The sequence below is a fragment of the Bacillus sp. P4_E1 genome (genome assembly GCF_056401715.1).
The window spans coordinates 103,639-127,092 of record NZ_JBFUIV010000002.1; the positions used below are offsets into that span (position 1 = coordinate 103,639).

At 35.8% G+C, this 23,454-nt stretch carries 22 protein-coding genes and 1 riboswitch; of the genes, 18 read left to right on the top strand and 4 right to left on the bottom strand.

The window, feature by feature from the left end:
• Window positions 1–90: 90 nt before the first annotated feature.
• From AC1DS7_RS02695 to AC1DS7_RS02725, 7 genes are all read left to right on the top strand, one after another.
• Entirely contained in the window at window positions 91–1,200 is a 1,110-nt protein-coding gene (locus AC1DS7_RS02695; protein WP_002089874.1) for a glycosyltransferase family 4 protein, read from the top strand.
• Between the two features lie 21 nt (window positions 1,201–1,221).
• The gene (locus AC1DS7_RS02700) at window positions 1,222–1,962 is read left to right on the top strand and encodes a WecB/TagA/CpsF family glycosyltransferase (protein WP_002016406.1); all 741 of its coding nucleotides are present in this window, start codon (window positions 1,222–1,224) and stop codon (window positions 1,960–1,962) included.
• Between the two features lie 155 nt (window positions 1,963–2,117).
• A complete protein-coding gene (locus AC1DS7_RS02705; protein WP_002016404.1) occupies window positions 2,118–3,317 on the top strand; it encodes an MFS transporter in 1,200 nt (399 codons plus the stop codon).
• Between the two features lie 208 nt (window positions 3,318–3,525).
• Window positions 3,526–4,242 (top strand): LytR/AlgR family response regulator transcription factor, encoded by a 717-nt coding sequence (locus tag AC1DS7_RS02710; protein ID WP_016102329.1) that lies wholly within the window; start codon window positions 3,526–3,528, stop codon window positions 4,240–4,242.
• 122 nt (window positions 4,243–4,364) lie between these two features.
• Window positions 4,365–6,440 (top strand): carbon starvation protein CstA, encoded by a 2,076-nt coding sequence (gene cstA, locus AC1DS7_RS02715; RefSeq protein WP_002089870.1) that lies wholly within the window; start codon window positions 4,365–4,367, stop codon window positions 6,438–6,440.
• Window positions 6,433–6,636 carry a YbdD/YjiX family protein gene (locus AC1DS7_RS02720; protein ID WP_002130134.1) on the top strand — a complete coding sequence of 68 codons (204 nt, stop codon included), beginning with the start codon at window positions 6,433–6,435 and terminating at the stop codon, window positions 6,634–6,636. Before cstA ends, AC1DS7_RS02720 begins: the two co-directional genes overlap by 8 nt.
• Before the next feature lie 147 nt (window positions 6,637–6,783).
• Window positions 6,784–7,839: a diguanylate cyclase gene (locus AC1DS7_RS02725; RefSeq protein ID WP_012262068.1), complete on the top strand. Its 1,056-nt coding sequence runs from the start codon at window positions 6,784–6,786 to the stop codon at window positions 7,837–7,839.
• 111 nt (window positions 7,840–7,950) lie between these two features.
• On the opposite strand, the gene pdxK is transcribed toward AC1DS7_RS02725, so the two are convergent.
• The gene (gene pdxK, locus AC1DS7_RS02730) at window positions 7,951–8,775 is read right to left on the bottom strand and encodes a pyridoxine/pyridoxal/pyridoxamine kinase (RefSeq protein ID WP_476998770.1); all 825 of its coding nucleotides are present in this window, start codon (window positions 8,773–8,775) and stop codon (window positions 7,951–7,953) included.
• A gap of 134 nt (window positions 8,776–8,909) precedes the next feature.
• Between pdxK and AC1DS7_RS02735 the strand changes: the two genes are divergently transcribed.
• The 3 genes from AC1DS7_RS02735 (at window position 8,910) to AC1DS7_RS02745 (ending at window position 11,967) form a co-directional block, all read left to right on the top strand.
• The gene (locus tag AC1DS7_RS02735) at window positions 8,910–10,481 is read left to right on the top strand and encodes a GAF domain-containing sensor histidine kinase (RefSeq protein ID WP_002016395.1); all 1,572 of its coding nucleotides are present in this window, start codon (window positions 8,910–8,912) and stop codon (window positions 10,479–10,481) included.
• Between the two features lie 20 nt (window positions 10,482–10,501).
• Complete coding sequence (locus AC1DS7_RS02740; protein WP_002016393.1) at window positions 10,502–11,149, top strand: response regulator; 648 nt, start codon at window positions 10,502–10,504, stop codon at window positions 11,147–11,149.
• A gap of 191 nt (window positions 11,150–11,340) precedes the next feature.
• A complete protein-coding gene (locus tag AC1DS7_RS02745) occupies window positions 11,341–11,967 on the top strand; it encodes an FMN-dependent NADH-azoreductase (RefSeq protein WP_002143924.1) in 627 nt (208 codons plus the stop codon).
• Window positions 11,968–12,031: 64 nt separating this feature from the next.
• On the opposite strand, the gene AC1DS7_RS02750 is transcribed toward AC1DS7_RS02745, so the two are convergent.
• Window positions 12,032–12,703 (bottom strand): transcriptional regulator YeiL, encoded by a 672-nt coding sequence (locus AC1DS7_RS02750; protein ID WP_002034954.1) that lies wholly within the window; start codon window positions 12,701–12,703, stop codon window positions 12,032–12,034.
• Window positions 12,704–12,810: 107 nt separating this feature from the next.
• On the opposite strand from AC1DS7_RS02750, the gene AC1DS7_RS02755 reads away from it, so the two are divergent.
• The gene (locus tag AC1DS7_RS02755) at window positions 12,811–13,506 is read left to right on the top strand and encodes a YjjG family noncanonical pyrimidine nucleotidase (RefSeq protein ID WP_476998771.1); all 696 of its coding nucleotides are present in this window, start codon (window positions 12,811–12,813) and stop codon (window positions 13,504–13,506) included.
• A 43-nt stretch (window positions 13,507–13,549) separates the two neighbouring features.
• On the opposite strand, the gene AC1DS7_RS02760 is transcribed toward AC1DS7_RS02755, so the two are convergent.
• Entirely contained in the window at window positions 13,550–14,779 is a 1,230-nt protein-coding gene (locus tag AC1DS7_RS02760; protein ID WP_476998772.1) for a chloride channel protein, read from the bottom strand.
• A 319-nt stretch (window positions 14,780–15,098) separates the two neighbouring features.
• Window positions 15,099–15,203, top strand: a riboswitch (SAM riboswitch).
• Between the two features lie 91 nt (window positions 15,204–15,294).
• Between AC1DS7_RS02760 and AC1DS7_RS02765 the strand changes: the two genes are divergently transcribed.
• From AC1DS7_RS02765 to AC1DS7_RS02775, 3 genes are all read left to right on the top strand, one after another.
• Entirely contained in the window at window positions 15,295–16,593 is a 1,299-nt protein-coding gene (locus AC1DS7_RS02765; protein WP_476998773.1) for a bifunctional O-acetylhomoserine aminocarboxypropyltransferase/cysteine synthase, read from the top strand.
• Window positions 16,577–17,482, top strand: a complete 906-nt coding sequence (gene metA / locus AC1DS7_RS02770; protein WP_012262066.1) for a homoserine O-acetyltransferase MetA — start codon at window positions 16,577–16,579, stop codon at window positions 17,480–17,482. The genes AC1DS7_RS02765 and metA overlap by 17 nt, the downstream gene beginning before the upstream one ends.
• Window positions 17,483–17,623: 141 nt before the next feature.
• Window positions 17,624–18,919 (top strand): homoserine dehydrogenase, encoded by a 1,296-nt coding sequence (locus AC1DS7_RS02775; RefSeq protein ID WP_002034941.1) that lies wholly within the window; start codon window positions 17,624–17,626, stop codon window positions 18,917–18,919.
• Window positions 18,920–18,948: 29 nt separating this feature from the next.
• On the opposite strand, the gene AC1DS7_RS02780 is transcribed toward AC1DS7_RS02775, so the two are convergent.
• Window positions 18,949–19,575: a YczE/YyaS/YitT family protein gene (locus tag AC1DS7_RS02780; RefSeq protein WP_002089845.1), complete on the bottom strand. Its 627-nt coding sequence runs from the start codon at window positions 19,573–19,575 to the stop codon at window positions 18,949–18,951.
• A gap of 98 nt (window positions 19,576–19,673) precedes the next feature.
• Between AC1DS7_RS02780 and AC1DS7_RS02785 the strand changes: the two genes are divergently transcribed.
• Genes AC1DS7_RS02785 through AC1DS7_RS02800 form a run of 4 tightly spaced genes read left to right on the top strand, consistent with a single transcriptional unit; the run spans window position 19,674 to window position 23,442 of the window.
• Window positions 19,674–20,651: a LacI family DNA-binding transcriptional regulator gene (locus AC1DS7_RS02785; RefSeq protein ID WP_002089844.1), complete on the top strand. Its 978-nt coding sequence runs from the start codon at window positions 19,674–19,676 to the stop codon at window positions 20,649–20,651.
• A 10-nt stretch (window positions 20,652–20,661) separates the two neighbouring features.
• Entirely contained in the window at window positions 20,662–21,543 is an 882-nt protein-coding gene (locus AC1DS7_RS02790; protein WP_002034946.1) for an SGNH/GDSL hydrolase family protein, read from the top strand.
• Complete coding sequence (locus tag AC1DS7_RS02795; protein WP_002143919.1) at window positions 21,540–22,457, top strand: ABC transporter ATP-binding protein; 918 nt, start codon at window positions 21,540–21,542, stop codon at window positions 22,455–22,457. Before AC1DS7_RS02790 ends, AC1DS7_RS02795 begins: the two co-directional genes overlap by 4 nt.
• A complete protein-coding gene (locus tag AC1DS7_RS02800; RefSeq protein WP_002089839.1) occupies window positions 22,450–23,442 on the top strand; it encodes an ABC transporter permease in 993 nt (330 codons plus the stop codon). The genes AC1DS7_RS02795 and AC1DS7_RS02800 overlap by 8 nt, the downstream gene beginning before the upstream one ends.
• The last annotated feature ends 12 nt before the right edge of the window (window positions 23,443–23,454 follow it).

Here is a 23,454-nt window from a genome sequence, read left to right on the forward strand (position 1 = left end):
ATAAAAGCTAACTTTTGTTAGCTTTTATTTTTTAGTACAGTAAAATAAAGATAGATGGAAATGTAGCGAGGATTTAAAGGAGGAAAAAATATGAGGATATTGCATATGAATGCAGGGGCAGAAGATGGTGGAGGAAAAACACATATTATTTCACTGCTCGATCAGTTTCCGGATGGTGAAGTAGAATTAGCAGTATTTGAAGATGGAATTGTTGCGAAAGAAGCAAGAGAGCTAGGAATAAAAGTTCATGTGTTTTCACAAAAATCTCGCTATGATTTATCCATTTTAAAGAACATAAGTGAATTCATTAATAAAGAAAAATTTGATGTAGTTCATACACACGGTCCTAGGGCGAATTTCTTTGTTTCTCTAATGAAGAAGAAATTCGCAGCAAAATGGGTTACGACAATTCATAGTGATCCATTTCAAGACTTTACTAAACAAGGCTTAAAAGGCTGGATTTTTACTAAATTAAATTTGAAAGCTTTAAAAAATATAGATTTATTTTTTGTTGTAACGAATAGGTTGAAAAAAAGCTTAGCCGCATTAGGTATTTCAAATGAAAAGATGCATGTTATCTATAACGGGATTGAATATGATCAGGAAAAAGCAGATGGCTATAATAAAAAGGAAATGTTTAATATTGATGAAGATGTGTTTACGGCAATCCAAGTAGCGCGTTTGCATCCTGTTAAAGGACATGAAGTTTTATTCGATGCGTTACAACAAACAAAATTGGAGAAAATTAAAGTGTTATTAGTTGGTGACGGGCCGTTAGAAAGAGAACTAAAGGCGTTAGCTACTGAAAAAGGGATTAATGATAAAGTTGAATTTTTAGGGCATCGTCAAGATGTGAAACAATTATTTGCTTCATCACATGTCAATTTGTTAACTTCCCATAGCGAAGGATTTCCATTAGTTTTATTAGAAGCGGCAAATCAACGTGTACCATCAATTGTGACTAGAGCTGGAGAAATCGAACCGTTAATTGCAGATGAAACTTATGGGTGGATTGTACCGACTGGTGATGGAAAAGCATTGGCATCGGCATTAGAAGAGGCGTATGATAAGTGGAAAACTGGAGAGTTATCAGTAATGGGCAAGCATATTTATGAGCATGCTACTATGAACTTCTCACTTCAAAAATTATATGAAGATACGAAAGAAACATATAAGCAATTAATAGCAAAAAACCTTTAATGATAGAGAGGATAGTTAATTATGGCAGTACAAACGGTTGATATTCTAGGTGTTCCTTTCTCTACAATGACAATGGATGAAACGGTCCAATATTTAAAGGAACAACTAGAATTGGAGCAAACTCATACTTTTCAGGTAGTAACAGCAAATCCTGAAATTGTTATGTGTGCAAAAAAGGATGAAGAGTTCCATAAAACATTACTAAATACCGATTTAATTACACCTGATGGTATTGGGGTTGTAAAAGCAAGTGGTATGCTTGGTACACCTGTAAAAGAACGTGTAGCAGGTTTTGATTTAATGTGTAATTTATTTGCGAAGTTATCAGAAGAGAATAAACCAGTATCTGTTTTCTTATTAGGTGCAAAACCACATGTTGTACAAGCCGCGGCTGATCATTTAACGAAGACATATTCGGCTGCATCTATCGTGGGGATACAAGATGGATATTTTAAACAAGAAGAAGAAGAGAATATTGTTTCACGTATTCAAGAGGCAAAACCAGATCTATTACTTGTTGCACTTGGCTTTCCAAGACAAGAAAACTTTATCCAAAACAATAAGCATCGTTTAGAAACGAAAATGGCTGTTGGAGTAGGCGGTAGTTTAGATGTGTGGGCTGGAGAGGTAAAGCGTGCGCCAAAATGGATTCAATCTATTCATTTAGAGTGGTTTTACAGATTATGTAGTAATCCAACACGTTGGCGTCGTCAGTTAGTATTAGCTGAATTTTTAAAAGAAGTAATGCGTTCAAAAAAGTAGCGGAACATCGCTACTTTTTTTTATTTGTTTATTTTTGATAAACATTTTACTTTTTGGGAATGATGAAGGGGAATTTTTTATAAGAAAGTATTTTACTTATGAAATACACACGTGTAAAATGATGTGTAAAGACACCTGTGTAAGGAGGACTTCTTGTGAGCAAGGTAAAAGAAATTTCGAAGCGAAAGCTACTTGGTATAGCAGGGCTTGGCTGGCTATTTGATGCAATGGATGTTGGAATGCTTTCATTTGTAATCGTAGCACTCCAAAAAGATTGGGGATTAAGTACTCAAGAAATGGGTTGGATAGGTAGCGTTAATTCAATTGGTATGGCAGTAGGAGCGCTCCTTTTTGGGATACTATCAGATAAAATAGGACGGAAATCAGTCTTTATTATTACATTATTACTATTTTCTATCGGTAGTGGTTTAACTGCTTTAACGACGACATTCGCGATGTTCCTCGTTTTACGCTTTTTAATTGGTATGGGACTTGGCGGGGAACTTCCAGTTGCATCTACTCTTGTATCAGAAAGTGTTGAAGCGCACGAACGTGGAAAAATAGTTGTACTATTAGAAAGCTTTTGGGCTGGTGGTTGGTTAATCGCAGCTCTTATCTCATATTTTGTTATTCCTAAATACGGTTGGGAAGTTGCTATGGTATTAAGTGCAGTTCCAGCGTTATATGCTTTATATTTAAGATGGAATTTACCCGATTCTCCAAGGTTCCAAAAGGTTGCAAAAAGGCCATCCGTTATTGAAAATATAAAATCGGTTTGGTCTGGAGAATATCGTAAAGCAACAATTATGTTATGGATTCTATGGTTTTGTGTGGTCTTTTCCTATTATGGAATGTTCCTTTGGTTACCTAGTGTAATGGTACTAAAAGGCTTTAGTTTAATAAAAAGTTTTCAGTACGTACTCATTATGACTTTAGCTCAACTTCCAGGATATTTCACAGCTGCATGGTTTATTGAACGTCTTGGTCGTAAATTTGTATTGGTTACGTATTTAATTGGTACAGCATGTAGTGCTTATGTGTTCGGAATTGCGGATTCATTAACAGCATTAATAGTGGCGGGTATGTTACTATCCTTCTTTAATTTAGGTGCTTGGGGTGCATTATACGCTTATACACCGGAACAGTATCCAACAACTATTCGCGGTACAGGTGCAGGAATGGCAGCTGCATTTGGGCGTATTGGTGGTATTCTTGGACCACTATTAGTAGGGTATTTAGTTGCTTCACAAGCTTCACTATCGCTAATATTTACGATTTTCTGTGGATCAATTTTAATTGGGGCACTTGCTGTAGTTATACTTGGTCAAGAAACGAAACAGAGGGAATTAGTATAAAGAGAAACCTTAATCAGTGGTGTTTTGTCCATCAACCACTGATTATTAGCCCGCACCAATAGGGATAAAAGAAAAGGGGAACCAAAGTGGTTTCCTTTTTTCTGTTTTTTTAGATAAATAATGGTATAGTAAGAAAAAGGGAATGTTTCTTACTAAAGCGAATGTATACAACAAGACATATGGACAAAGGAATTAGGTGGCTGGATAAATGAAAATCTTACTTATCATGGAAGAAACAGAAGAGCGAAGAAAATTAGTTGAGAACTTTACTGAAAACATTCGAAATGTAGAATGTTTTGAAGCGAAAACTGGAACAGAATCTTTGCTAATAATGAAAAAACATACACCTGATTTTGTTTTTTTAAATTCGCAATTAATGGATGGTACTGGTTTTGAATATTCGAGTTTGTTACGAGAAGTGAATTGTTATACGAAATTTATTTTTATTGGTGAGGATATAGAAGAGGCAATTACAGCTTTTCGTTTCCAAGCGTTTTATTATTTATTACGACCATTTCGTGAAGAAGATTTACAATTCATTTTATATAAAATGGGAAAAGAACAAGGTGAGAAAGCAAAGAGTCATCTGCGTAAACTGCCGATAGAAGGCCATGAGGGGATTAGATATATTCTCCCGGAGGATATTGTATATATTAGTAAAAATAAGGAAAATAAAACCATTTCAATTTATACAACGAATAATCAGTATATTTCAACATACACACTCCAGGAATTAGAAAATAAACTAAATGCATATGATTTTTTACGTGTACATAAAAGCTATTTAATTAATATGTCATATGTACAAGAACTTAAACCTTATTATAATGGCACGTATAATTTGCATTTAGACAGGTACGATGAGCAACCGATTCCAGTAAGCCGTAATTATGTAAAACGGCTTCGAAATAAAATTGAGCTATGACAAGTAATGAGAGAATTTTAACATAATAGCCTAGAAATCCTTCATGATAAGGAGGATTCAAATTAAATATTCAGAAAATTTAGTACAATCTCCTCTAAGAAGTAGTAATGGGGGGATTGTACGTGAAAACATTGAAATCAATTTTACTTTGGGGAGTTATTGCAGCAGTAGGAGCATCTGCTTTTGGTGTAATAGCTTTATCACAAGGTGAGACAATTAATGCTGTATGGCTATTAGTTGCGGCTGTATCAGTGTATGCGATTGCTTATCGCTTTTATAGTAGATTTATAGCAAGGAAAGTTTTTGGCCTAGATAATAATAGGCAAACGCCTGCTCATACGTTAAATGATGGGAAGGATTATGTTCCAACAAATAAATGGGTTTTATTCGGACATCACTTCGCTGCGATTGCAGGGGCAGGTCCTTTAGTAGGACCAATTTTGGCGGCGCAGATGGGATATTTACCTGGGACTATTTGGATTATTGTTGGGGTAGTTATTGCCGGAGCTGTACAAGATTTTGTAATTTTATTTGCTTCAATGAGACGTAATGGTAAATCATTAGGAGAAATGATTAAAGATGAAATTGGTCCTGTTACAGGATTAATTGCGATGATTGGTATTTTAGGTATTATGATAATTTTATTAGCAGTATTAGCTTTAGTAGTTGTGAAGGCACTTGTTGGAAGCCCATGGGGAATGTTTACAATCGCAGCAACAATTCCAATTGCTATTTTAATGGGAGTTTACATGCGTTACATTAGACCAGGGCGAGTAGGGGAAGGATCAGTAATCGGTATTGTTCTACTAGTCCTATCGCTTATTGGTGGACAGTATGTAGCAGAAAATCCAACACTTGCAAGTATGTTTACTTTTAGTGGTGAAACAATTGCTATTATGCTTATCGTATATGGATTCATTGCATCGGCATTACCAGTTTGGATGCTCCTTGCACCACGTGATTATTTAAGTACATTTTTAAAAATAGGAACGATACTTGGATTAGCAATTGGTATTTTAATTGTAGCTCCAGATTTGAAGATGCCGGCAGTATCTAAGTTTATTGATGGAACAGGCCCTGTCTTCTCCGGGAATTTATTTCCGTTCTTATTTATTACAATAGCTTGCGGTGCTGTCTCTGGATTCCACGCTCTCGTTTCATCAGGTACGACGCCGAAAATGATTGAGCAAGAAGGTCATGCACAGCCAATTGGTTATGGGGCAATGTTAATGGAATCATTTGTAGCAGCGATGGCTATGATTGCAGCTTGTGTATTAACACCAGGAACTTATTTTGCAATTAATAGTCCAGCAGCACTGATCGGAACAGATGTATCACAAGCGGCTCAAGTTATTTCTTCGTGGGGATTTGCTATTACACCGAATGAATTAAAAGAACTTGCTGTTAACGTCGGAGAACAGACCATTTTATCACGTACAGGTGGCGCACCAACATTAGCAATTGGTATGGCACATATATTTTCACAAGTAATAGGTGGAACGGCGATGATGGCATTTTGGTACCATTTTGCCATTCTTTTTGAAGCACTATTTATTTTAACAACGATTGATGCTGGAACACGTGTAGGACGATTTATGATTCAAGATATTTTAGGGCATGTGTACAAGCCGTTTGCGAAAACAGATTCCACAATAGCGAATGTGGTTGCTACAACGTTATGCGTATTAGGCTGGGGGTACTTCTTATATCAAGGGGTGGTTGACCCTCTCGGTGGAATTAATACGCTATGGCCACTTTTCGGTATTGCAAATCAAATGTTAGCGGGGATTGCATTATTACTTGGAACGACAATTTTATTCAAAATGGGGAAAAAGGCATACGTTTGGGTAACGCTTATTCCGACTATAGGATTACTTATTGTAACGATGACAGCTGGTTATCAAAAGTTATTTCATGAAAATCCTAAAATAGGATTTCTATCACATGCGAAAGTATTTCAGGGAGCATTAGATGATGGTAAGGTATTAGCTCCAGCTAAAAATGTTGCACAAATGAAACAAATTATTTTTAATGACTATATTGATGCGGCACTTTGTGGAATTTTTATGATAGTTGTAATTGCCGTATTAATTTCTGCACTTCGAATTTGGATTCAAGTATTAAGAAATAAGCCAATGCCGTTAAAAGAGGCACCATATATTCCAAAAGATGAAAGTGAGTCGAGGAACTATGCTTAAAAATTTACGGAACGTATGGGGAAAGAGAAAGCAATTTATTAGTTTACTTGTCGGAGTTCCAAGTTATGAAACGTATGTAAATCACATGAAAATAAATCATCCAGAAGAGAAAATTCTATGTCAAAAGCAATTTTTTGCTGAGGCACAAGAAGCTAGATTTAATGCAAAAGGAGGAAAGATATCGCGATGTTGTTAATGGAGGAGACGAAATTTCGTCTCCTTTTTTATTTTGCTGTTCCACGTGGAACAATAAAATAAAAAAGTTTGGGAATTATAGGGATTTCGTAATACAATAACATATAGAAAGGGATAGATGGAAAAGAAAAAGTAGGGAGATTATTTTATGTTTAGAGATCTATTTGTAAATATGACAATCATTCTGTCCTTTATCTTTGTAGGTGCTCAGCTTTTAAGAGATAAGCCATTAAAAGAAGGATTCTCTTTTTGGCAGAAATGTTTGGTCGGTATTTTAACTGGAATATTAAGTATATTATTGATGCATTTTGGTGTGCATATTGAAGATATTATGTTGGATTTACGTTATTTAGCTGTTGTTTTGGCGATTATAATCGGTGGCCCGATAGCTAGTAGTATAACAGTTATGATCACTTTAATAACACGGGTATTTTTTACTGAATATTCTTTAGCCTCTGAATTGGCCTGCTATACTATCGTGGCAATAGGGATTGGCATTACTCTCATTTGGCGGATGAAGATTTCTATATTTACAAAATGGATATGGTTTAATGTGTACAGTTTGTCTATTTTAATACTACCACTTTATATTTTATTTAAGGATATATATGTAGTGGTATTATATTTAATTTGTTGTATTGTAGCGGCATACATCACATTTGTAAGTGCAAGTTACGTATTGCAATCCAATGAATTATTTCAAACGATGAAGCATTATGCAACGATAGATGCATTAACGAATCTAGGAAATGTAAGACAGTTTGATTTCGAGATGAATCGTCATATTGATAGTAAGCATATGAAAAATGATTCACTTTGTTTATTACTTATCGATATTGATCACTTTAAGTATGTAAATGATACGTACGGTCATCCTGCTGGAGATGAAGTGTTAAAACAACTAGGGCGTATTTTGTTAGAGAATGCACCATTCCCAAATTTAGTCTTTCGAAAGGGTGGCGAAGAGTTTGCTCTGTTGTTACCAAAAAAGAGAGTAGCATTTGGAACTCGTATAGGGGAACAAATTCGACTAGCAGTTGAAAAGCATTCATTTCAACTGCTAAATGGGGAAAAAATTAAAATTACAGTTTCTGTTGGGCTTTCAGAATATAAAAAATCACCTGAGCAATTTATTCAATCAGCGGATGATGCGTTATATTATTCAAAAAGAAATGGTAGAAACAAGGTTAGTTCAGCATCATAGGAATTCGGGGAGTACTTTAAAAGATTTCTGTAAAGTAATTAAAACCCACAGAACAATAAATGTTCTGTGGGTTTTAATCTATTTTTAAATTTATTAATAAAAAGCGTTATGTTAGACAAGTTCTTTCGGTGCAACGAATTTGCGGTATGCACCGTGATGTGTTGGTCCTACATATTCGTTAATCTTAAATGAATGACGAATTGCAGCTGTGATGAATTCTTTCGCAGTTTTTACTGCTTCTTTCACCGTTTTTCCTTTTGCAAGTTCTGCTGTAATTGCAGCAGAATATGTACAACCTGCACCGTGTGTATTTGTCGTATCAATCTTTTCTGATTCTAGAAGATCGAATGTTTCGCCGTCATATAACACATCAATAGCAGTTTCTGTGCCTAGTTTGCTACCACCTTTAATCAGTACGTATTTAGCACCTAAAGCATGGATTTTTTTTGCAGCTTCTTTCATGTCCTCAAGAGAATTAATTTTCACACCACTTAATTGATATGCTTCAAATAAGTTTGGCGTTACGACTAATGCCTTTGGAACAAGAACGTCACGTAAGCAGTCATTTGTTTCAGGATGTAACGCTTCATCCGCTCCTTTACATACCATAACAGGATCAACTACTACATTTTCGAAATTGTGCTTTTCAATTGTTTCCGCAACCATTTCGATAATTTCTACTGATCCAAGCATACCCGTTTTTAAAGCATCTACGCCAACGCCTTCAATTGTCGTTTCTAATTGTGGTTTTAATGTAGAAGCTGGGATTGGGAATACGTTATGTGCCCAACCGTTATGTGGATCCATCGTTACGATTGTCGTAAGAGATGCCATTCCGTATACACCAAGTTCTTGGAATGTTTTTAAATCTGCTTGTATACCAGCACCGCCACTTGTGTCAGAACCAGCGATAGTAAGTGCCTTATTCAATGTCATTATGAAAGCCCCCTCAAGTGATATAATGAAAACTATGTTTTCACCATTATATCAATGTTACGAATAAGTACAAAGTGAAAAGTAGATGATTTATGTTAAGTACTATTTAAAATCTTGTATGTAGGAGACGAATTATGTTTCAAGAGAATCGTACAAATGAATTAGTTATATTAAAAGAGATTGCAGAAACGTTGAATACCTCAAATGATACATATCACGTACTTCAAGCTGTGCTGGAAAAGCTGTTGAATGTAACTGGTTTAACGACAGGATGGATTTTCCTTGCGGATGAAAATGGTAGATATACAAAATTAATTGATTACCAATTACCAGAGGGATTGAAATTCGAAAATAAAAGACCGATGTGTGAGGGGAATTGCTGGTGCTTACACCGCTTTGTGGAAGGAAAACTAGAGCGAGCAGTTAATATTATTGAATGTAAGAGAATTAATAATGCGATTGAATACAACTGGGGAGATACAGAAGGGATTGTACATCATGCGACAGTACCGCTAAAAGCGGGAGAAGATGAATTTGGCGTGTTAAATGTAGCTAGCCCAGGTAAAACGCATTTTTCGGAAGAAGAATTAGTACTATTACAATCAGTTGCCTTTCAAATTGGAACGGCATTAAAGCGTACAAAACTGTATGAAAATGAAAAGAGAAGGGCTCATTATTATGTAAAGTTAGAACGCTTTATTCAAGCTTTAAGGACAATTCATAAATTTAATGCATTACCAGAAGAGATTGTAATGCAAATAGGGAGCTTATTTCTATGGGAGCAAGTTGTATTCTTTATTAGAGAAGAAAATGAACTAGCTGTGAGAGCTTCTTATAAGAAAGGTGAACTACAAGATGATTTGAGGGCAGCAGCACAGGAAGCGTTGGAAAAAGAAGAGTCTGTCTTGTCAAAGCGTCAGGTTGGGAATATAGAGCATCCCAATAGGGCAGTTATCGCTATTCCGATACATATTCAAGATCATATATTTGGAGTATTAAGTGTAAGTTCTAATAATGGAGAATTTGATATAAATACGATAGATGTAGTACAAGCGTTAGCAAATCATATTTCATTAATGATAGAGAACTTAAGATTAAATGAAAAACGCCGCGAACTTGTACGAATGGAAGAGCGTAATCGTTTAGCTAGAGATTTACATGATTCTGTTTCACAAAAGTTGTTTTCATTAACGTTTATGACGAAAGGCGCTGAAGCTGTCTTAAAGGGTCAAAATGAAAAGGTAGATCAGTCTTTGTATGAGATGCGTGAATTAGCACAAGGTGCCTTAAAAGAAATGAGGACATTAATTTGGCAGCTCCGTCCGGCTGGATTAGAGAAAGGGTTATTACCAGCTTTAAAGCAATATGGTGAAAGTTTAGGATTGAAAATTCGGGAACAAGTTACAGGTGTACGTGATTTGCCGCGTGTAGTAGAAGAAGCGCTATGGCGAATTGGACAAGAAGCTTTAAATAACGTAAGTAAGCATGCGAATGTAAGAGAAGCGACGATTTATTTCAAAGTGACGGAGAAAAATGTATCATTAGAAATAGTCGATCAAGGAAATGGGTTTGTAGAAAAGGATATAAAAGAGAAGAAATCACTCGGTATGACTACGATGCGTGAAAGAGTAGAATTAGTTGGTGGAACAATTAAAATTGTAAGTAGTAAGAAACGAACGAGTATAAAAGTAAATGTACCATTATGATGTGAAAATGAGGGAAGTTTGTGAAAATAAAAGTATTGTTAGTTGATGATCATACAGTTGTTTTAAAAGGATTAGCATTTTTTCTAAGCACACAGGAAGATTTTGAATTAGTTGGTGAAGCAAATAATGGGAAAGAGGCGCTAGTGAAAGTAGGCGAAACGAGTCCAGATGTCGTATTAATGGATTTATATATGCCTGAGATGGATGGAATTGAGGCAACAGCTTGTATTAAAAAAGAATATCCAAACGTGAAAGTAATTGTATTGACTAGTTTTTCTGATCAAGCTCATGTATTGCCGGCACTAAAAGCTGGGGCGAGCGGTTATATTTTAAAAGATATCGAACCAGATCAGCTTGTTGAAGCTATTCGAAGCGCGTATAAAGGTAATATTCAATTACATCCAGATATAGCAAATGCCCTTCTTTCTCAAACATTACCACAGGAAGAGAAAGAAGAAGAACCTTCCGTTCAAGTGGATGTATTAACAGCGAGAGAAAATGAAGTATTGCAGTTATTGGCGAAAGGGATGAGTAATAAAGAAATTGCTTCTGTTTTAGTTATTACAGAAAAAACGGTAAAAGCTCATATGAGTAGTATTTTGAGTAAGTTACATTTATCCGATCGCACACAAGCAGCATTATATGCAGTGAAAAATGGAATTGTATAAGACAAAAGTCGTAAGACCTAGTTCGCCTTTAGAAGGTGGACTTTTTTTATGGAAAAATACGTCTATGTGAGGACGTAATTGTCTTGATATAAAGATAAAATGTATTTGTAAGCAACAACAATTACAAGGGAGTACCCTTTTTCGTAAGTAATATATAACAACATAAGAGTGAGTAGTAGGAGGAAGAAATAATGGCAACAGTTTTATTCGTAAAAGCAAACAACCGCCCAGCGGAACAAGCAGTTAGTGTGAAATTATACGAGGCATTTTTAGCAAACTATAAAGAAGCACATCCAAATGATACAGTAGTAGAACTTGATTTATATAAAGAAGAATTACCATATGTAGGCGTAGATATGATTAATGGTACATTCAAAGCAAGTAGAGGATTTGATTTAACAGAAGAAGAAGAAAAAGTGGTAGCAGTTGCTGATAAGTATTTAAATCAATTTCTAGAAGCTGATAAAGTAGTTTTCGGTTTCCCATTATGGAACTTAACGATTCCAGCTGTATTACACACGTATATTGATTATTTAAACCGTGCTGGTAAAACGTTTAAATATACACCAGAAGGTCCAGTTGGACTTATTGGAGATAAGAAGATTGCGTTATTAAATGCACGCGGCGGCGTATATTCTGAAGGACCAGCAGCTGAAGTAGAAATGGCTGTTAAATACGTAGCAAGCATGATGGGCTTCTTCGGCGCAACAAACATGGAAACAGTAGTTATTGAAGGACATAACCAATTCCCAGATAAAGCAGAAGAAATCATTACAGCAGGTCTTGAAGAAGCGGCTAAAGTAGCAAGTAAATTTTAATTAAAAACATAATCGTCACTCGAAAAAAAGCAGCAATAACATTTACGTGTTAATGCTGCTTTTTTTATATTTTAAGTTCGTCAGCCAGTTTCTCTAATTGAATTCGATTTTGTATGTAATAGGTTCTTCCTTCTTTTTTTAAGTAGTTTTGCTGGCAAAACTGGTTTAATACATATAAAAGATGGCGATAGCTGACGTTTAAGTATTCTGAGGCCTCAGTATGTTTTTCTGTATAGCAATTATTTTGTTCCGTTAATAGAATAAACGCAGCTAATCGATTTTCAAACGGATAACTATAGTTTTTGGCGTAATTTTCCGTTCGGGTAATTGTTTTTTCTCCAATAAATTTGCATAGTTTCTGTAGAAAGGTAGCATCTTGCAATAAAAGATGCTGACAATCTTTAAGGGGAAGCGCTAAGCAAATACAATCTTCAATTACCTCAACCGCTTTCGTAACGGATTCTACGCCAATTAATCCTAATTCCCCAATGAACGAAGGTGCTTGAATAAAGTTAATTAATGAAACCTTTCCGTTTTTGTGACTCATATATATTTTGGCTTTCCCAGAAATTAAGTAATAGAGATAAGGGAGGTCGATTCCCTCATTACAGATCATCTCTTTCTTTTGAAAAGAATGCAGTTCTACATATGGTAAGACATTAAAGGAAAAAAGAGTATGAAATTGGTGAATTTGCATGTGTTGATAAATTTCTTTCTCATTTTTGCTGATTTTCATATTTTCACCCCTGTTTGTAGTATGAGATATCTCCTATTATTTTTACAAGGAAGAATGATACGATTTATGTAAATTTGTTTTTGTAGAAAAGAGAGTGTGAGGGGTTTATGAAAAAATATAAAACATTGCTATTTGATGTAGATGATACGTTACTAGATTTTCAAAAGGCTGAGAAAATCGCTTTACGGATGCTTTTTGAAGAGAAGGGGCTTCTTTTAACCGATGAAATAGAGGGTCGTTATAAAAAAATAAATAAAAGCCTTTGGGATTCTTTTGAAAAAGGTGAAATAGCGCGAAATGAAATTATAAATACACGATTTTCCATTTTGTTTAAAGAGTACGGGGAAGAAGTAGATGGAATATTATTCGAAAATAATTATCGCAGCTACTTAGAAGAAGGAAACCAACTCATGCAAGGTGCGTTTGAATTTATAAATCAAATTCAAAGTAAGTACGATTTATATATAGTGACAAACGGTATTTCTAAAACGCAAGATAAACGTTTGCGTAATGCAGGATTACATTCATTGTTTAAAGATATTTTTGTTTCTGAAGATACGGGATTCCAAAAGCCGATGAAAGAGTATTTTGATTATGTTTTTGAACGTATTCCTAACTTCGCTTTTGAAGAAGGGCTTATTATTGGTGATTCGTTAAGCGCCGATATTAAAGGTGGATATGTAGCAGGAATTGATACTTGTTGGTTTAATCCAGAAAAGAAATCAAATGATAGCGAGATTATGCCAACATATGAAGTGCATAATTTTGAAGAATTATACGCACTATTAAAGCAGCTTGTGTAACAAAAATAGGCAGTGGAACTTTTGTCCCGACTGCCTATTTTTATTAATTTGTAGTTTCGTTATGTTTAGGAAGCGGAAATGCATTGCCAATTGCCGCAGCCCCGAGCATCGGTAATAATAAATTGAGCGGGAAAAACATGAGTAATAGTAATGTTATAGCTATTGGTTTTCTTAATGCATAGCTTGAAATAGCTGTCGTGACGATGGCTACAGAAGCTATTGGATCTATAGGTAGAATAGAAGCTATAGCGTATCCGATACTTGATCCAGCAAATATAATTGGGAAAATATGTCCGCCGCGCCAACCAGTATTTAAACAAACGGCAGTAATACATAATTTTAAAACTCCTGAAAGAAGTAGTACCCAGAAGGATAAATGGCTCCATTCAACGACTAAATCTTTTAATTGATGTTCCCCTGAAAATAACGTGTACGGGAGAAAAGTTCCTGTAACTCCTAATAAAATACCGCCTATAATTCCAAGTGATACTTTGTATTCCCTGAAGGGGTGGATTAATTTCTCTAATGCGAATTCTAATTTGAAATAAAAGAAACCAACTATAGCACCAATGCTAGCAAGTGGTAGAAAGGCGACCCATTCATTAAGAGCAAGAGACCCTTCCCCGAAATCAACAATAAAGGATCCACGATTATCGAGTTTACTAAGTAATAAGTAAACGGAAAAACCGGCAAAAGTGGTAGCTAAATATACAATTGCTTTTTTTCCTTTAGAAAATTCGTTAATTTGTTCACCCTCATTTTCATTCGGAGCTAAGTAACCGAATAATGGTGCATTAAAAATTACACTTAAAGTAGCACCAATTCCAACCTCTGTTAGTTCATTCATTCCCTTTAAAGCAAAATTAAAGCGATCTCCTACCCATGTACAAAGTCCACCGATAATTCCAACAAGTGCAGCTTCTGGTCCTAAACTAGCTCCAAATATTAAAACGATAATCGCAGTTAAAGTAGCTTTATGTACAAAACGGTATTCAATTCTACCTGTTTTTTTATATTCAACCATCACTTCCGGCATAAGACGTGGATATGTACCGAAGTATTTTTGTGTGAAACCAACGAGGATACCACCGATGATTGTTACACAAATGGTGTAATAAGGGGGAGAAGAGAAAATAGTAGGTAAGTATCCCCAAATAAAGTGAATTCCGATATTTATTGTAACTAAAAATAACCAGACCGTGGCTCCTACTATAGAGCCTAAAAGAAGGCCATATAGGACGAGTATATAGTGCATGTCCTTTTTATTTGTCATGTTGTACCTCCGTTATGTAAGTTTTCATGTAGAAAGGATTAAATGTGCTAGTGTGAAATGAATTGAATATATATAGTATCTTTTTGAGGGTTTGGCTTATTCAATATATTGAAATCTCATGAAAATTTGAAACGAACGCGGTTAAACCACTTATTTAATTCTATATATTGATCGGAGTTTTTAAAAGGTCTTTTTCAAATGAATATGGAATATATTTCTTTTATTGTTTATATTAAATTCCTCACATTTAATTTGGAACATTCAGAAAAACTGTTTGACATTAGGAAATTATTGCTATAAAATCAACGGTAATTGCATAGTCTTATCAAGAAAAGGTGGAGGGACAGGCCCGATGAAACCTTGGCAACAGCCGTATAACGGAATTGTGCCAAATCCTGCAGGTAATAATCCTGAGAGATAAGAAAGAACCTTAGAGCGTGTTTTCAAACTGCTCCTTTCTTGTTTTCAGGGAAGGGGCAGTTTTTTATTTTGCATAAAAGAAAGGAGAATGAGAGATGGGAGAATCATGGGGGAAAGGAACGATTTGTGTGCAAGGTGGCTATACGCCAAAAAATGGTGAACCGCGTGTTTTGCCACTTTATCAAAGTACAACGTATAAATACGATACGTCAGATGATTTAGCGGCACTATTTAATTTAGAGGCAGAAGGATATATATATACGCGTATTGGAAATCCTACTCTAGCTGCATTTGAGCAGAAGTTATCAGATTTAGAAGGCGGTGTAGGGGCTGTTGCAACAGCTTCTGGGCAGGCAGCCATTATGCTTGCGGTTTTAAATATTTGCAGTAGTGGAGACCATTTGCTTTGTTCTTCAACTGTTTACGGAGGAACGTTTAATTTATTTGGAGTGAGTTTGCGAAAGCTGGGCATAGATGTTACGTTCTTTAATCCTAATTTAACGGCAGATGAAATTGCGGCACTTGCTAATGATAAGACAAAACTCGTTTATGCAGAGTCGTTAGGAAATCCAGCAATGAACGTTTTGAATTTCAAAGAACTTTCAGCAGCAGCAAAAGAATTAGAAGTACCTTTTATCGTTGATAATACATTAGCGACGCCTTATTTATGCCAGGCGTTTGAACATGGGGCAAATATCATTGTCCATTCTACAACGAAATATATTGATGGCCATGCAAGTTCTCTAGGCGGGATTGTAATAGATGGAGGGAACTTCGATTGGATAAATGGAAAATACCCTGAGCTTGTCGAACCTGACCCGAGTTATCATGGCGTAAGCTATGTTCAAAATTTTGGAGCAGCAGCGTATATTGTGAAAGCACGCGTTCAGTTATTAAGAGACTACGGAAACTGTATGAGCCCATTCAATGCATATATTAGCAACATTGGCCTGGAAACATTGCATTTAAGAATGGAGCGTCATAGTGAAAATGCTCTCGAAGTTGCTAAGTGGCTTGCTAATCATGATCGCATTGAATGGGTGAATTATCCAGGATTAGATAGTAATGAAAATTACTCGTTAGCACAAAAGTATTTGAAAAAAGGTGCTAGTGGAGTTTTAACATTTGGTATTAAGGGCGGATTAGAAGCAGCAAAAGAATTTATCGCAAATGTAAAGCTTGCAACTCTTGTAACGCATGTAGCAGATGCAAGAACTTGTGTAATACATCCTGCTAGTACGACGCACAGACAATTAAGCGCAGAAAATCAGCGTTTAGCTGGCGTTACATCTGATTTAATCCGTTTATCGGTCGGTATAGAAGATGTTTCTGATATTATTGCAGATTTAGAAGCGGCGCTAGTCGGAGGCAAACAATATGCCGATCATAATTGATAAAGATTTACCAGCTCGCAAAGTATTGCAGAAGGAAAATATTTTTGTAATGACGAAGGAGCGAGCAGTAACACAAGATATACGTGCTTTGAAAATTGCTATATTAAATTTAATGCCCACAAAGCAAGAAACAGAGGCGCAATTACTTCGTTTAATTGGAAATACGCCGTTGCAATTAGATGTGCATTTACTTCATATGGAATCGCATCTGTCTCGCAATGTAGCGCAGGACCATTTAACGAGCTTCTATAAAACATTTCGTGATATTGAGGATGAAAAATTTGATGGACTCATTATTACAGGAGCACCAGTTGAAACTCTTTCTTTTGAAGAGGTAGATTATTGGGAAGAGCTTGGACGTATTATGGAGTATTCAAAAACGAATGTAACATCTACGCTTCATATTTGCTGGGGGGCACAAGCAGGTTTGTATTATCACTATGGTGTGCCGAAGTATCCTCTTGCGGAAAAAATGTTTGGTGTATTTGAACATGAGGTTCGCGAGCAACATGTGAAATTGTTACAAGGGTTTGATGAAGTGTTTTTTGCTCCGCATTCTCGTCATACAGAAGTAAGAGAGAGTGATATTGAAAAGGTGAAAGAATTAACGTTATTAGCCAATTCTGAAGAAGCAGGTGTTCATCTTGCTATTGGGCAAGAGGGAAGGCAAGTTTTCGCACTCGGACATAGTGAATACAGTTGTGATACGTTAAAGCAAGAATACGAACGGGACTGCCAAAGAGGGTTAAATATTGATGTGCCAAAAAATTATTTTAAACATAATAATCCAAATGAGAAGCCGATTGTTAGGTGGAGGAGTCATGGGAATTTATTATTCTCTAATTGGCTGAATTATTATGTGTATCAAGAAACCCCTTATATATTGTAAATAATGATTGTATAACACGTGGTAGCGTTTTATTTGTAAAGATTAACCTTTATTTTTCTTAATATTCAAATTACATTGTTTTTCAGATTTTTTGTCTATATAATGGCATCTAAACACAATTTTTGAGGGGTGGACAGTATTATGAAAGACATTCAAGTGGGGTTATTAGGTCTTGGGACAGTTGGTAGTGGTGTAGTTCGTATTATTACAGATCATCAAGAACGACTTATACACCAAGTAGGTTGTCCAGTGAAAGTAACGAAAGTATTGGTGCAAAACATTGAGAAAGAGAGAGAAGTAGACGTGCCTTCTACTCTATTAACACAAGATGTGAATGAAATTTTAGATAATCCTAATATTGATGTTGTCATTGAAGTAATGGGCGGCATTGATGATGCAAAAGCATATATTTTACAAGCTTTAAAAAGCGGGAAGCACGTTGTGACTGCAAATAAAGATTTAATGGCGTTACACGGAGCGGAACTCTTAGCGGTAGCAAAAGATAATCAGGCTGATTTATTTTACGAAGCAAGTGTAGCTGGAGGGATTCCAATTTTACGAAGCATCGTAGAAGGACTTTCCTCAGATCTTATTACGAAAGTAATGGGAATTGTAAATGGAACGACAAATTTTATTTTGACGAAAATGTCAGACGAAGGGAGAGCATATAACGACGTGTTAAAAGAAGCTCAGCAGCTTGGATTTGCAGAAGCAGATCCAACATCAGACGTAGAAGGTTTGGATGCAGCAAGAAAAATGACGATTTTGGCTACTCTCGGTTTCTCTACAAATGTAGAGCTTGGAGATGTGAAGGTAAAAGGGATTACTTCTATTACAGCAGAAGATATTGAATATAGTAAGAGCTTAGGCTATACAATTAAATTAATTGGTCTTGCAAAGCGAGATGGCGAGAAATTAGAGGTTACAGTTGAGCCAACGCTACTTCCAAATGCACACCCTCTTGCGGCAGTGCAAAATGAATATAATGCTGTGTATGTGTATGGTGAAGCGGTAGGAGAAACGATGTTTTATGGTCCGGGAGCAGGAAGCTTACCGACAGCGACAGCTGTTGTTTCTGATCTAGTTGCTGTAATGCAAAATATTAGGTTAGGTGTAACAGGAAATAGTGCTGTAGTTCCGCAATATCAAAAGGTACTAAAAGAGCCAGATGAAATTATTGTGAAAAAGTTTTTAAGACTTCATGTGAAAGACGAAATTGGTGTGTTTGCAAAAATTACATCATTGTTCTCTGAGCGCGGTGTTAGTTTTGAAAAGATTATTCAAATGCCACTTGAAGAGAAAGGGAAAGCAGAAATAGTAATTGTAACGCATCGTGCTTCTCTTGCGGATTATGAGTACATTCTACATACATTGCAATCGTATGAAGAAATAGATTGTGTGAAAGCAAATTATCGAATTGAAGGAGATGCTAAGTAGTATCTCTTCTAATAAAACGAAAAAACCTATTAAGCGGCTTGCTTAATAGGTTTTTTTCTATTTAAAATCTGCGTACCAACTTGAATAAAAGCTTGAATAATCCAACCTGTTGTAAAGGATAAGATAATTGTTCCAAAATAGATTGGCCCATCTAATAAGAAGCTTAATGTTAAAAATAAAAAAGCTAATGAAATTTCTGTTCTTCTAAATGTCCATTTCTTTTTCTCAGCAACAGTTAAAACGAAAGCCTCTTGAGGTGCTGCACAAAGGTTAGTAGAGACGTAAAGACCAATTCCGGCTCCGACGAATAGGTTTCCGCAAATAAGTGTTATATATTTTGGAAGAGAGCGGATAATGTCCATAATGGTCGTAATAGAACCAACCCAATCAACAAAAAGAGAAATAAGAATCATCGTTACAATTGTGCCGATTGTAATTTGTTTTTTGTCCCAAAAGAGTACGATCAGGGTAAAAACAAAGTTAATCATGAAAATCCAAAAACCAATACTTATCCCAAAATTTTGATATAGTGCAATAAAGAAGGAATCATAAGGGCTAAGTCCAAAGGAAGTAATTGTCGTCATCATATTAATACCGATGGCGAGAATGAGTAAACCGCCAATGAAAAATATATATTCTAGTTTGAATCGAAGCATAGTTGTATATCCTTTCAAAATGTATTTGCTAAGAAAGGATATACTGTGGAAAGCTTACCAGGTCAAGCGAGAATTTTTGAGGGGAAGGGGAGAATGAGATGACTAATATAAGAAAGATTGCTGAACTTGCTGGGGTATCTGTTTCAACTGTTTCACGTGTACTCAATAATCATCCGTATGTGAATGAACAGAAACGAAAAGAGATTTTAGCGATTATTGAAGAATTAAATTATACGCAAAATGTGAATGCGATTCATTTAGTGAAAGGAAAAACGAATGTAATTGGCGTTTTATTGCCGCACGTAAATGATCAATATTACAGTGCCATTATTGGGGGGATATCAAAGGAAACCGCAAAGAACAATTATAATATGATGCTTTGCCAGACAAATTATAGCGAAGAAAAAGAGCTTGAAATTTTACATATGTTAAAAATGAAAAAGCTTGATGGAGTAATTATATGTTCACGGACAAATAGTAAGGAAAAACTTGAAGAGTATACGAAGTTTGGTCCAATTGTGATGTGTGAAGAAATAGATTCGAATTTCATTTCGAGTGTACATATTGATTACTACAAAGTATTTTTGCGCGGGATGAAAAGCTTAATAGATGCTGGTCATACACGTATCGGATATTGCATTGGAAGAAGTAATAGTATTAATAGCCAGAGGCGAAAAAAGGCGTATGAGGATTCACTTCAACAGATTGTTGTAACACCTTTAGATGCCTGGAAGTTTAAGGGCTGTTTTACGGTGGAAGATGGGCGCAATGTAGTCAGGGAATGGGCTCGTATGTCTGTAAAACCGACGGCTTTTCTTGTATCTTGCAATCATATTGCTGCAGGAATGGTAACGGAGGCGAAAAAACAAGGAATTCGTATCCCAGAGGATATTACGATTATCGGATGTGATGATCAAGAGGTGGCAAATATATTAGGTATTACGACGATTTCGCATTCTAGTAAAAATGTTGGTGTAAAGGCATTTGAATTATTATATGAAAAGATTAATGATGAGGAAATAGATGTGAAACATGTAGAGTTATTACCAGATTTGGTAGATAGGGAAACGACATAATAGAGAAGGTGTGAAAATCGCTTTTCGAAAATTCGTTTGGTATAATTATGGACAATCTATAGGGGCTAAAAGGGGTTTTGATATGAGATCAAAATTAGTAAAAGTAATTCTACTCATTACAATTGCGTCTTTCTGTTTATTTGCATACGGTTTTGTTTCGGGTGTAAATGATGTATTAAATCCGAAAGCTTCAAAATTAATTACGAAGACTGACGTAGTGGCAAAAGAGAAAAAGAAAACGGGAACGTTACAAGTAGTTAGTTTAGGTGATTCGTTAACGCGCGGCGTTGGTGATAAAGAAGGAATTGGCTATATTGGACGAATGAAAGAGAATTTACAAAAAGATTATAAACAAAAAGTTGCACTAAGCAATTTGGCAGTTAGTGGTGCGAAAATGCCTGATTTATTAAAACAAATCGAAAGCAGCGGAGCTCAATATTCAATTAAGCAAGCAGATGTAATTGTTTTAACAATTGGAGGAAATGATTTATTCCCAGGATGGGAATCGCTCGGAAAGATAGATTTAGAGACGTATCGTCCTGATACGGAAACGTTTCAAAATGAAGCGAAGAAAATTATAGAAGAAATTCGTAAATTAAACACAGATAGTCCTATTTTTTGGCTAGGTTTATACAATCCTTTTGAGGATGTAGAAGATTTAAGAGGTTCATCAAATATTGTTGTGGATTGGAATGCTTCTTTAGAGAAGTTAGCATTAAATGATAAAAATGTATATATTACACCGACATTTGATTTATTCCAAAATCGTGGAAAAGATTTATTATACTCCGATCATTTTCATCCGAATGAAGTAGGCTACACATATATGGCAGAGCGATTAGTCCAAAACGTCGTAAGCAAATTAAAACTAGAGCAAGGAGGGATAAAATGACGACAATACTTTCTGTACGAGACTTGAAGAAGGTAATTGGAAAGAAGACGCTTGTAGAGGACATTTCATTTGATGTAAAACAAGGAGAAGTGTTTGGCTTTTTAGGGCCGAACGGAGCCGGGAAAACGACAACAATTCGAATGTTAGTCGGACTGATTAAAGCGACAGAAGGTACTATTTCTATCGGTGGTTATTCTATTAAGGGAAATTTCAGAGAAGCGATGCGTCAAATTGGAAGTATAGTTGAAAACCCAGAGCTTTATACATATTTAACGGGATGGGAAAACTTAAAGCAATTTGCGCGCATGCTTGGTGATATATCAGATGAACGTATTATTGAAATTGCAAAAATGGTTCATTTAGATGAGCGTATTCACGATAAGGTAAAAACATATTCCCTTGGTATGAAGCAGCGCCTTGGAATTGCACAGGCGCTACTTGGAAACCCGAAATTGCTCATATTAGATGAACCGACGAATGGTTTAGATCCAGCTGGGATTAGAGAACTTAGGGAATTTATACATAAGCTTGTAAAAGAAGAAAATATGAGTGTATTTATTTCGAGTCACTTGCTAAGTGAAGTGCAACTGATATGCGACCGTGTTGCTATTATTCATAAAGGAAAAATGATAACAGTTGCACCAATTGAAGAGTTGATCAAAACAGCGAGTGATCGTGTGGAATGGGTCGTTACACCGATTTCCAAAGCGAAAGACATGTTAGACGCTGCTGAAGAGATAGAGGAAGTTAGTGTAGAAGATGAGCGTTTATTATGTCGTATGGATGTTGCGTCTATTAATGTTTGGAATAAGCATTTTGTAGAAAACGGGATAGATGTACATAGCGTCAAAGAGCTTGTATTTACGCTAGAAGATTTATTTATTGAACTCACAAGGGGTGAGCAACATGCGTGAATTTGCGAATCTAGTTTTAAATGAATCAGAAAAGATTTATCGTAAGAAACGAATTGTTGTTGTCATGCTTATTTTAGCAATCTTGATTCCACTTTTTGTGTATGCTCAGTATCGTGAAATAGAAACGACGCAAAAAAGGCTTGGTACGACCGATTGGAAAGTATCATTACAGCAACAAATTGTTGATTCACAAAACCGCTTGAACAATTCTAGATTGCCAGAAGAATGGCGGGATTGGTTAAAAGTAAGAGTGGAACAACAACAATATTATTTAGATCATAATATTAATCCGACTGCGCCAGGAGCACCGACATTTGTGAGGGCGTTTATTGAACAAGGAATAACGTTATTTATTCCATTGCTCGTTATGATTGTCGCCATTGATATTGTTTCAGGAGAACGAAGCGATGGTACGATGAAAATGCTTCTGACGAGGCCAATTAGGCGCTGGAAAATACTCCTTAGTAAATATGTGACGATGTTATTTTTCATTTCGCTCATATTGCTTCTTGTCGGTTTGTTTGCTTACGCATTATCAGGGCTTGTATTTGGATACTCTGGATGGAATTTACCTGTGTTAACAGGATTCGTCATTGATAAGGAAACGTTAAATACAAACTTTGTACACCTTATTCCGCAGTGGCAATACATTTTAATGGCGTACGGACTAGCTTGGTTTGTTGCTATCGTTGTTGGAACTATATCATTTATGGTTTCTGTTTTAATTCGAAATACACCAGCTGGTATGGGCGTTATGTTAGCTGCGTTAATCGCAGGCGGCATTTTAAGTTCATTCGCAACGTCTTGGGAAGGTGCGAAATACATTTTTAGTGTCAACTTATCGCTAACGGATTATTTATCAGGAAAACTGCCTGCATTACAAGGATTATCAATGGGATTTTCTTTAATAAATTTAACGGTTTGGGCAGTAGTATCTCTTATCATTTCGTTTGTAGTATTTACAAGGCAGGATATGGTGAATTAATTGGATAGGAAG

Excerpts from the sequence above, each read along its gene's own strand:
- AC1DS7_RS02695 (WP_002089874.1), top strand. The coding sequence starts at position 91 with ATGAGGATATTGCATATGAATGCAGGGGCAGAAGATGGTGGAGGAAAA.
- AC1DS7_RS02700 (WP_002016406.1), top strand. The coding sequence starts at position 1,222 with ATGGCAGTACAAACGGTTGATATTCTAGGTGTTCCTTTCTCTACAATG.
- AC1DS7_RS02710 (WP_016102329.1), top strand. The coding sequence starts at position 3,526 with ATGAAAATCTTACTTATCATGGAAGAAACAGAAGAGCGAAGAAAATTA.
- AC1DS7_RS02720 (WP_002130134.1), top strand. The coding sequence starts at position 6,433 with ATGCTTAAAAATTTACGGAACGTATGGGGAAAGAGAAAGCAATTTATT.
- AC1DS7_RS02725 (WP_012262068.1), top strand. The coding sequence starts at position 6,784 with ATGTTTAGAGATCTATTTGTAAATATGACAATCATTCTGTCCTTTATC.
- pdxK (WP_476998770.1), bottom strand. The coding sequence starts at position 8,775 with ATGACATTGAATAAGGCACTTACTATCGCTGGTTCTGACACAAGTGGC.
- AC1DS7_RS02735 (WP_002016395.1), top strand. The coding sequence starts at position 8,910 with ATGTTTCAAGAGAATCGTACAAATGAATTAGTTATATTAAAAGAGATT.
- AC1DS7_RS02745 (WP_002143924.1), top strand. The coding sequence starts at position 11,341 with ATGGCAACAGTTTTATTCGTAAAAGCAAACAACCGCCCAGCGGAACAA.
- AC1DS7_RS02750 (WP_002034954.1), bottom strand. The coding sequence starts at position 12,703 with ATGAAAATCAGCAAAAATGAGAAAGAAATTTATCAACACATGCAAATT.
- AC1DS7_RS02755 (WP_476998771.1), top strand. The coding sequence starts at position 12,811 with ATGAAAAAATATAAAACATTGCTATTTGATGTAGATGATACGTTACTA.
- AC1DS7_RS02760 (WP_476998772.1), bottom strand. The coding sequence starts at position 14,779 with ATGACAAATAAAAAGGACATGCACTATATACTCGTCCTATATGGCCTT.
- AC1DS7_RS02765 (WP_476998773.1), top strand. The coding sequence starts at position 15,295 with ATGGGAGAATCATGGGGGAAAGGAACGATTTGTGTGCAAGGTGGCTAT.
- metA (WP_012262066.1), top strand. The coding sequence starts at position 16,577 with ATGCCGATCATAATTGATAAAGATTTACCAGCTCGCAAAGTATTGCAG.
- AC1DS7_RS02775 (WP_002034941.1), top strand. The coding sequence starts at position 17,624 with ATGAAAGACATTCAAGTGGGGTTATTAGGTCTTGGGACAGTTGGTAGT.
- AC1DS7_RS02780 (WP_002089845.1), bottom strand. The coding sequence starts at position 19,575 with ATGCTTCGATTCAAACTAGAATATATATTTTTCATTGGCGGTTTACTC.
- AC1DS7_RS02785 (WP_002089844.1), top strand. The coding sequence starts at position 19,674 with ATGACTAATATAAGAAAGATTGCTGAACTTGCTGGGGTATCTGTTTCA.
- AC1DS7_RS02795 (WP_002143919.1), top strand. The coding sequence starts at position 21,540 with ATGACGACAATACTTTCTGTACGAGACTTGAAGAAGGTAATTGGAAAG.
- AC1DS7_RS02800 (WP_002089839.1), top strand. The coding sequence starts at position 22,450 with ATGCGTGAATTTGCGAATCTAGTTTTAAATGAATCAGAAAAGATTTAT.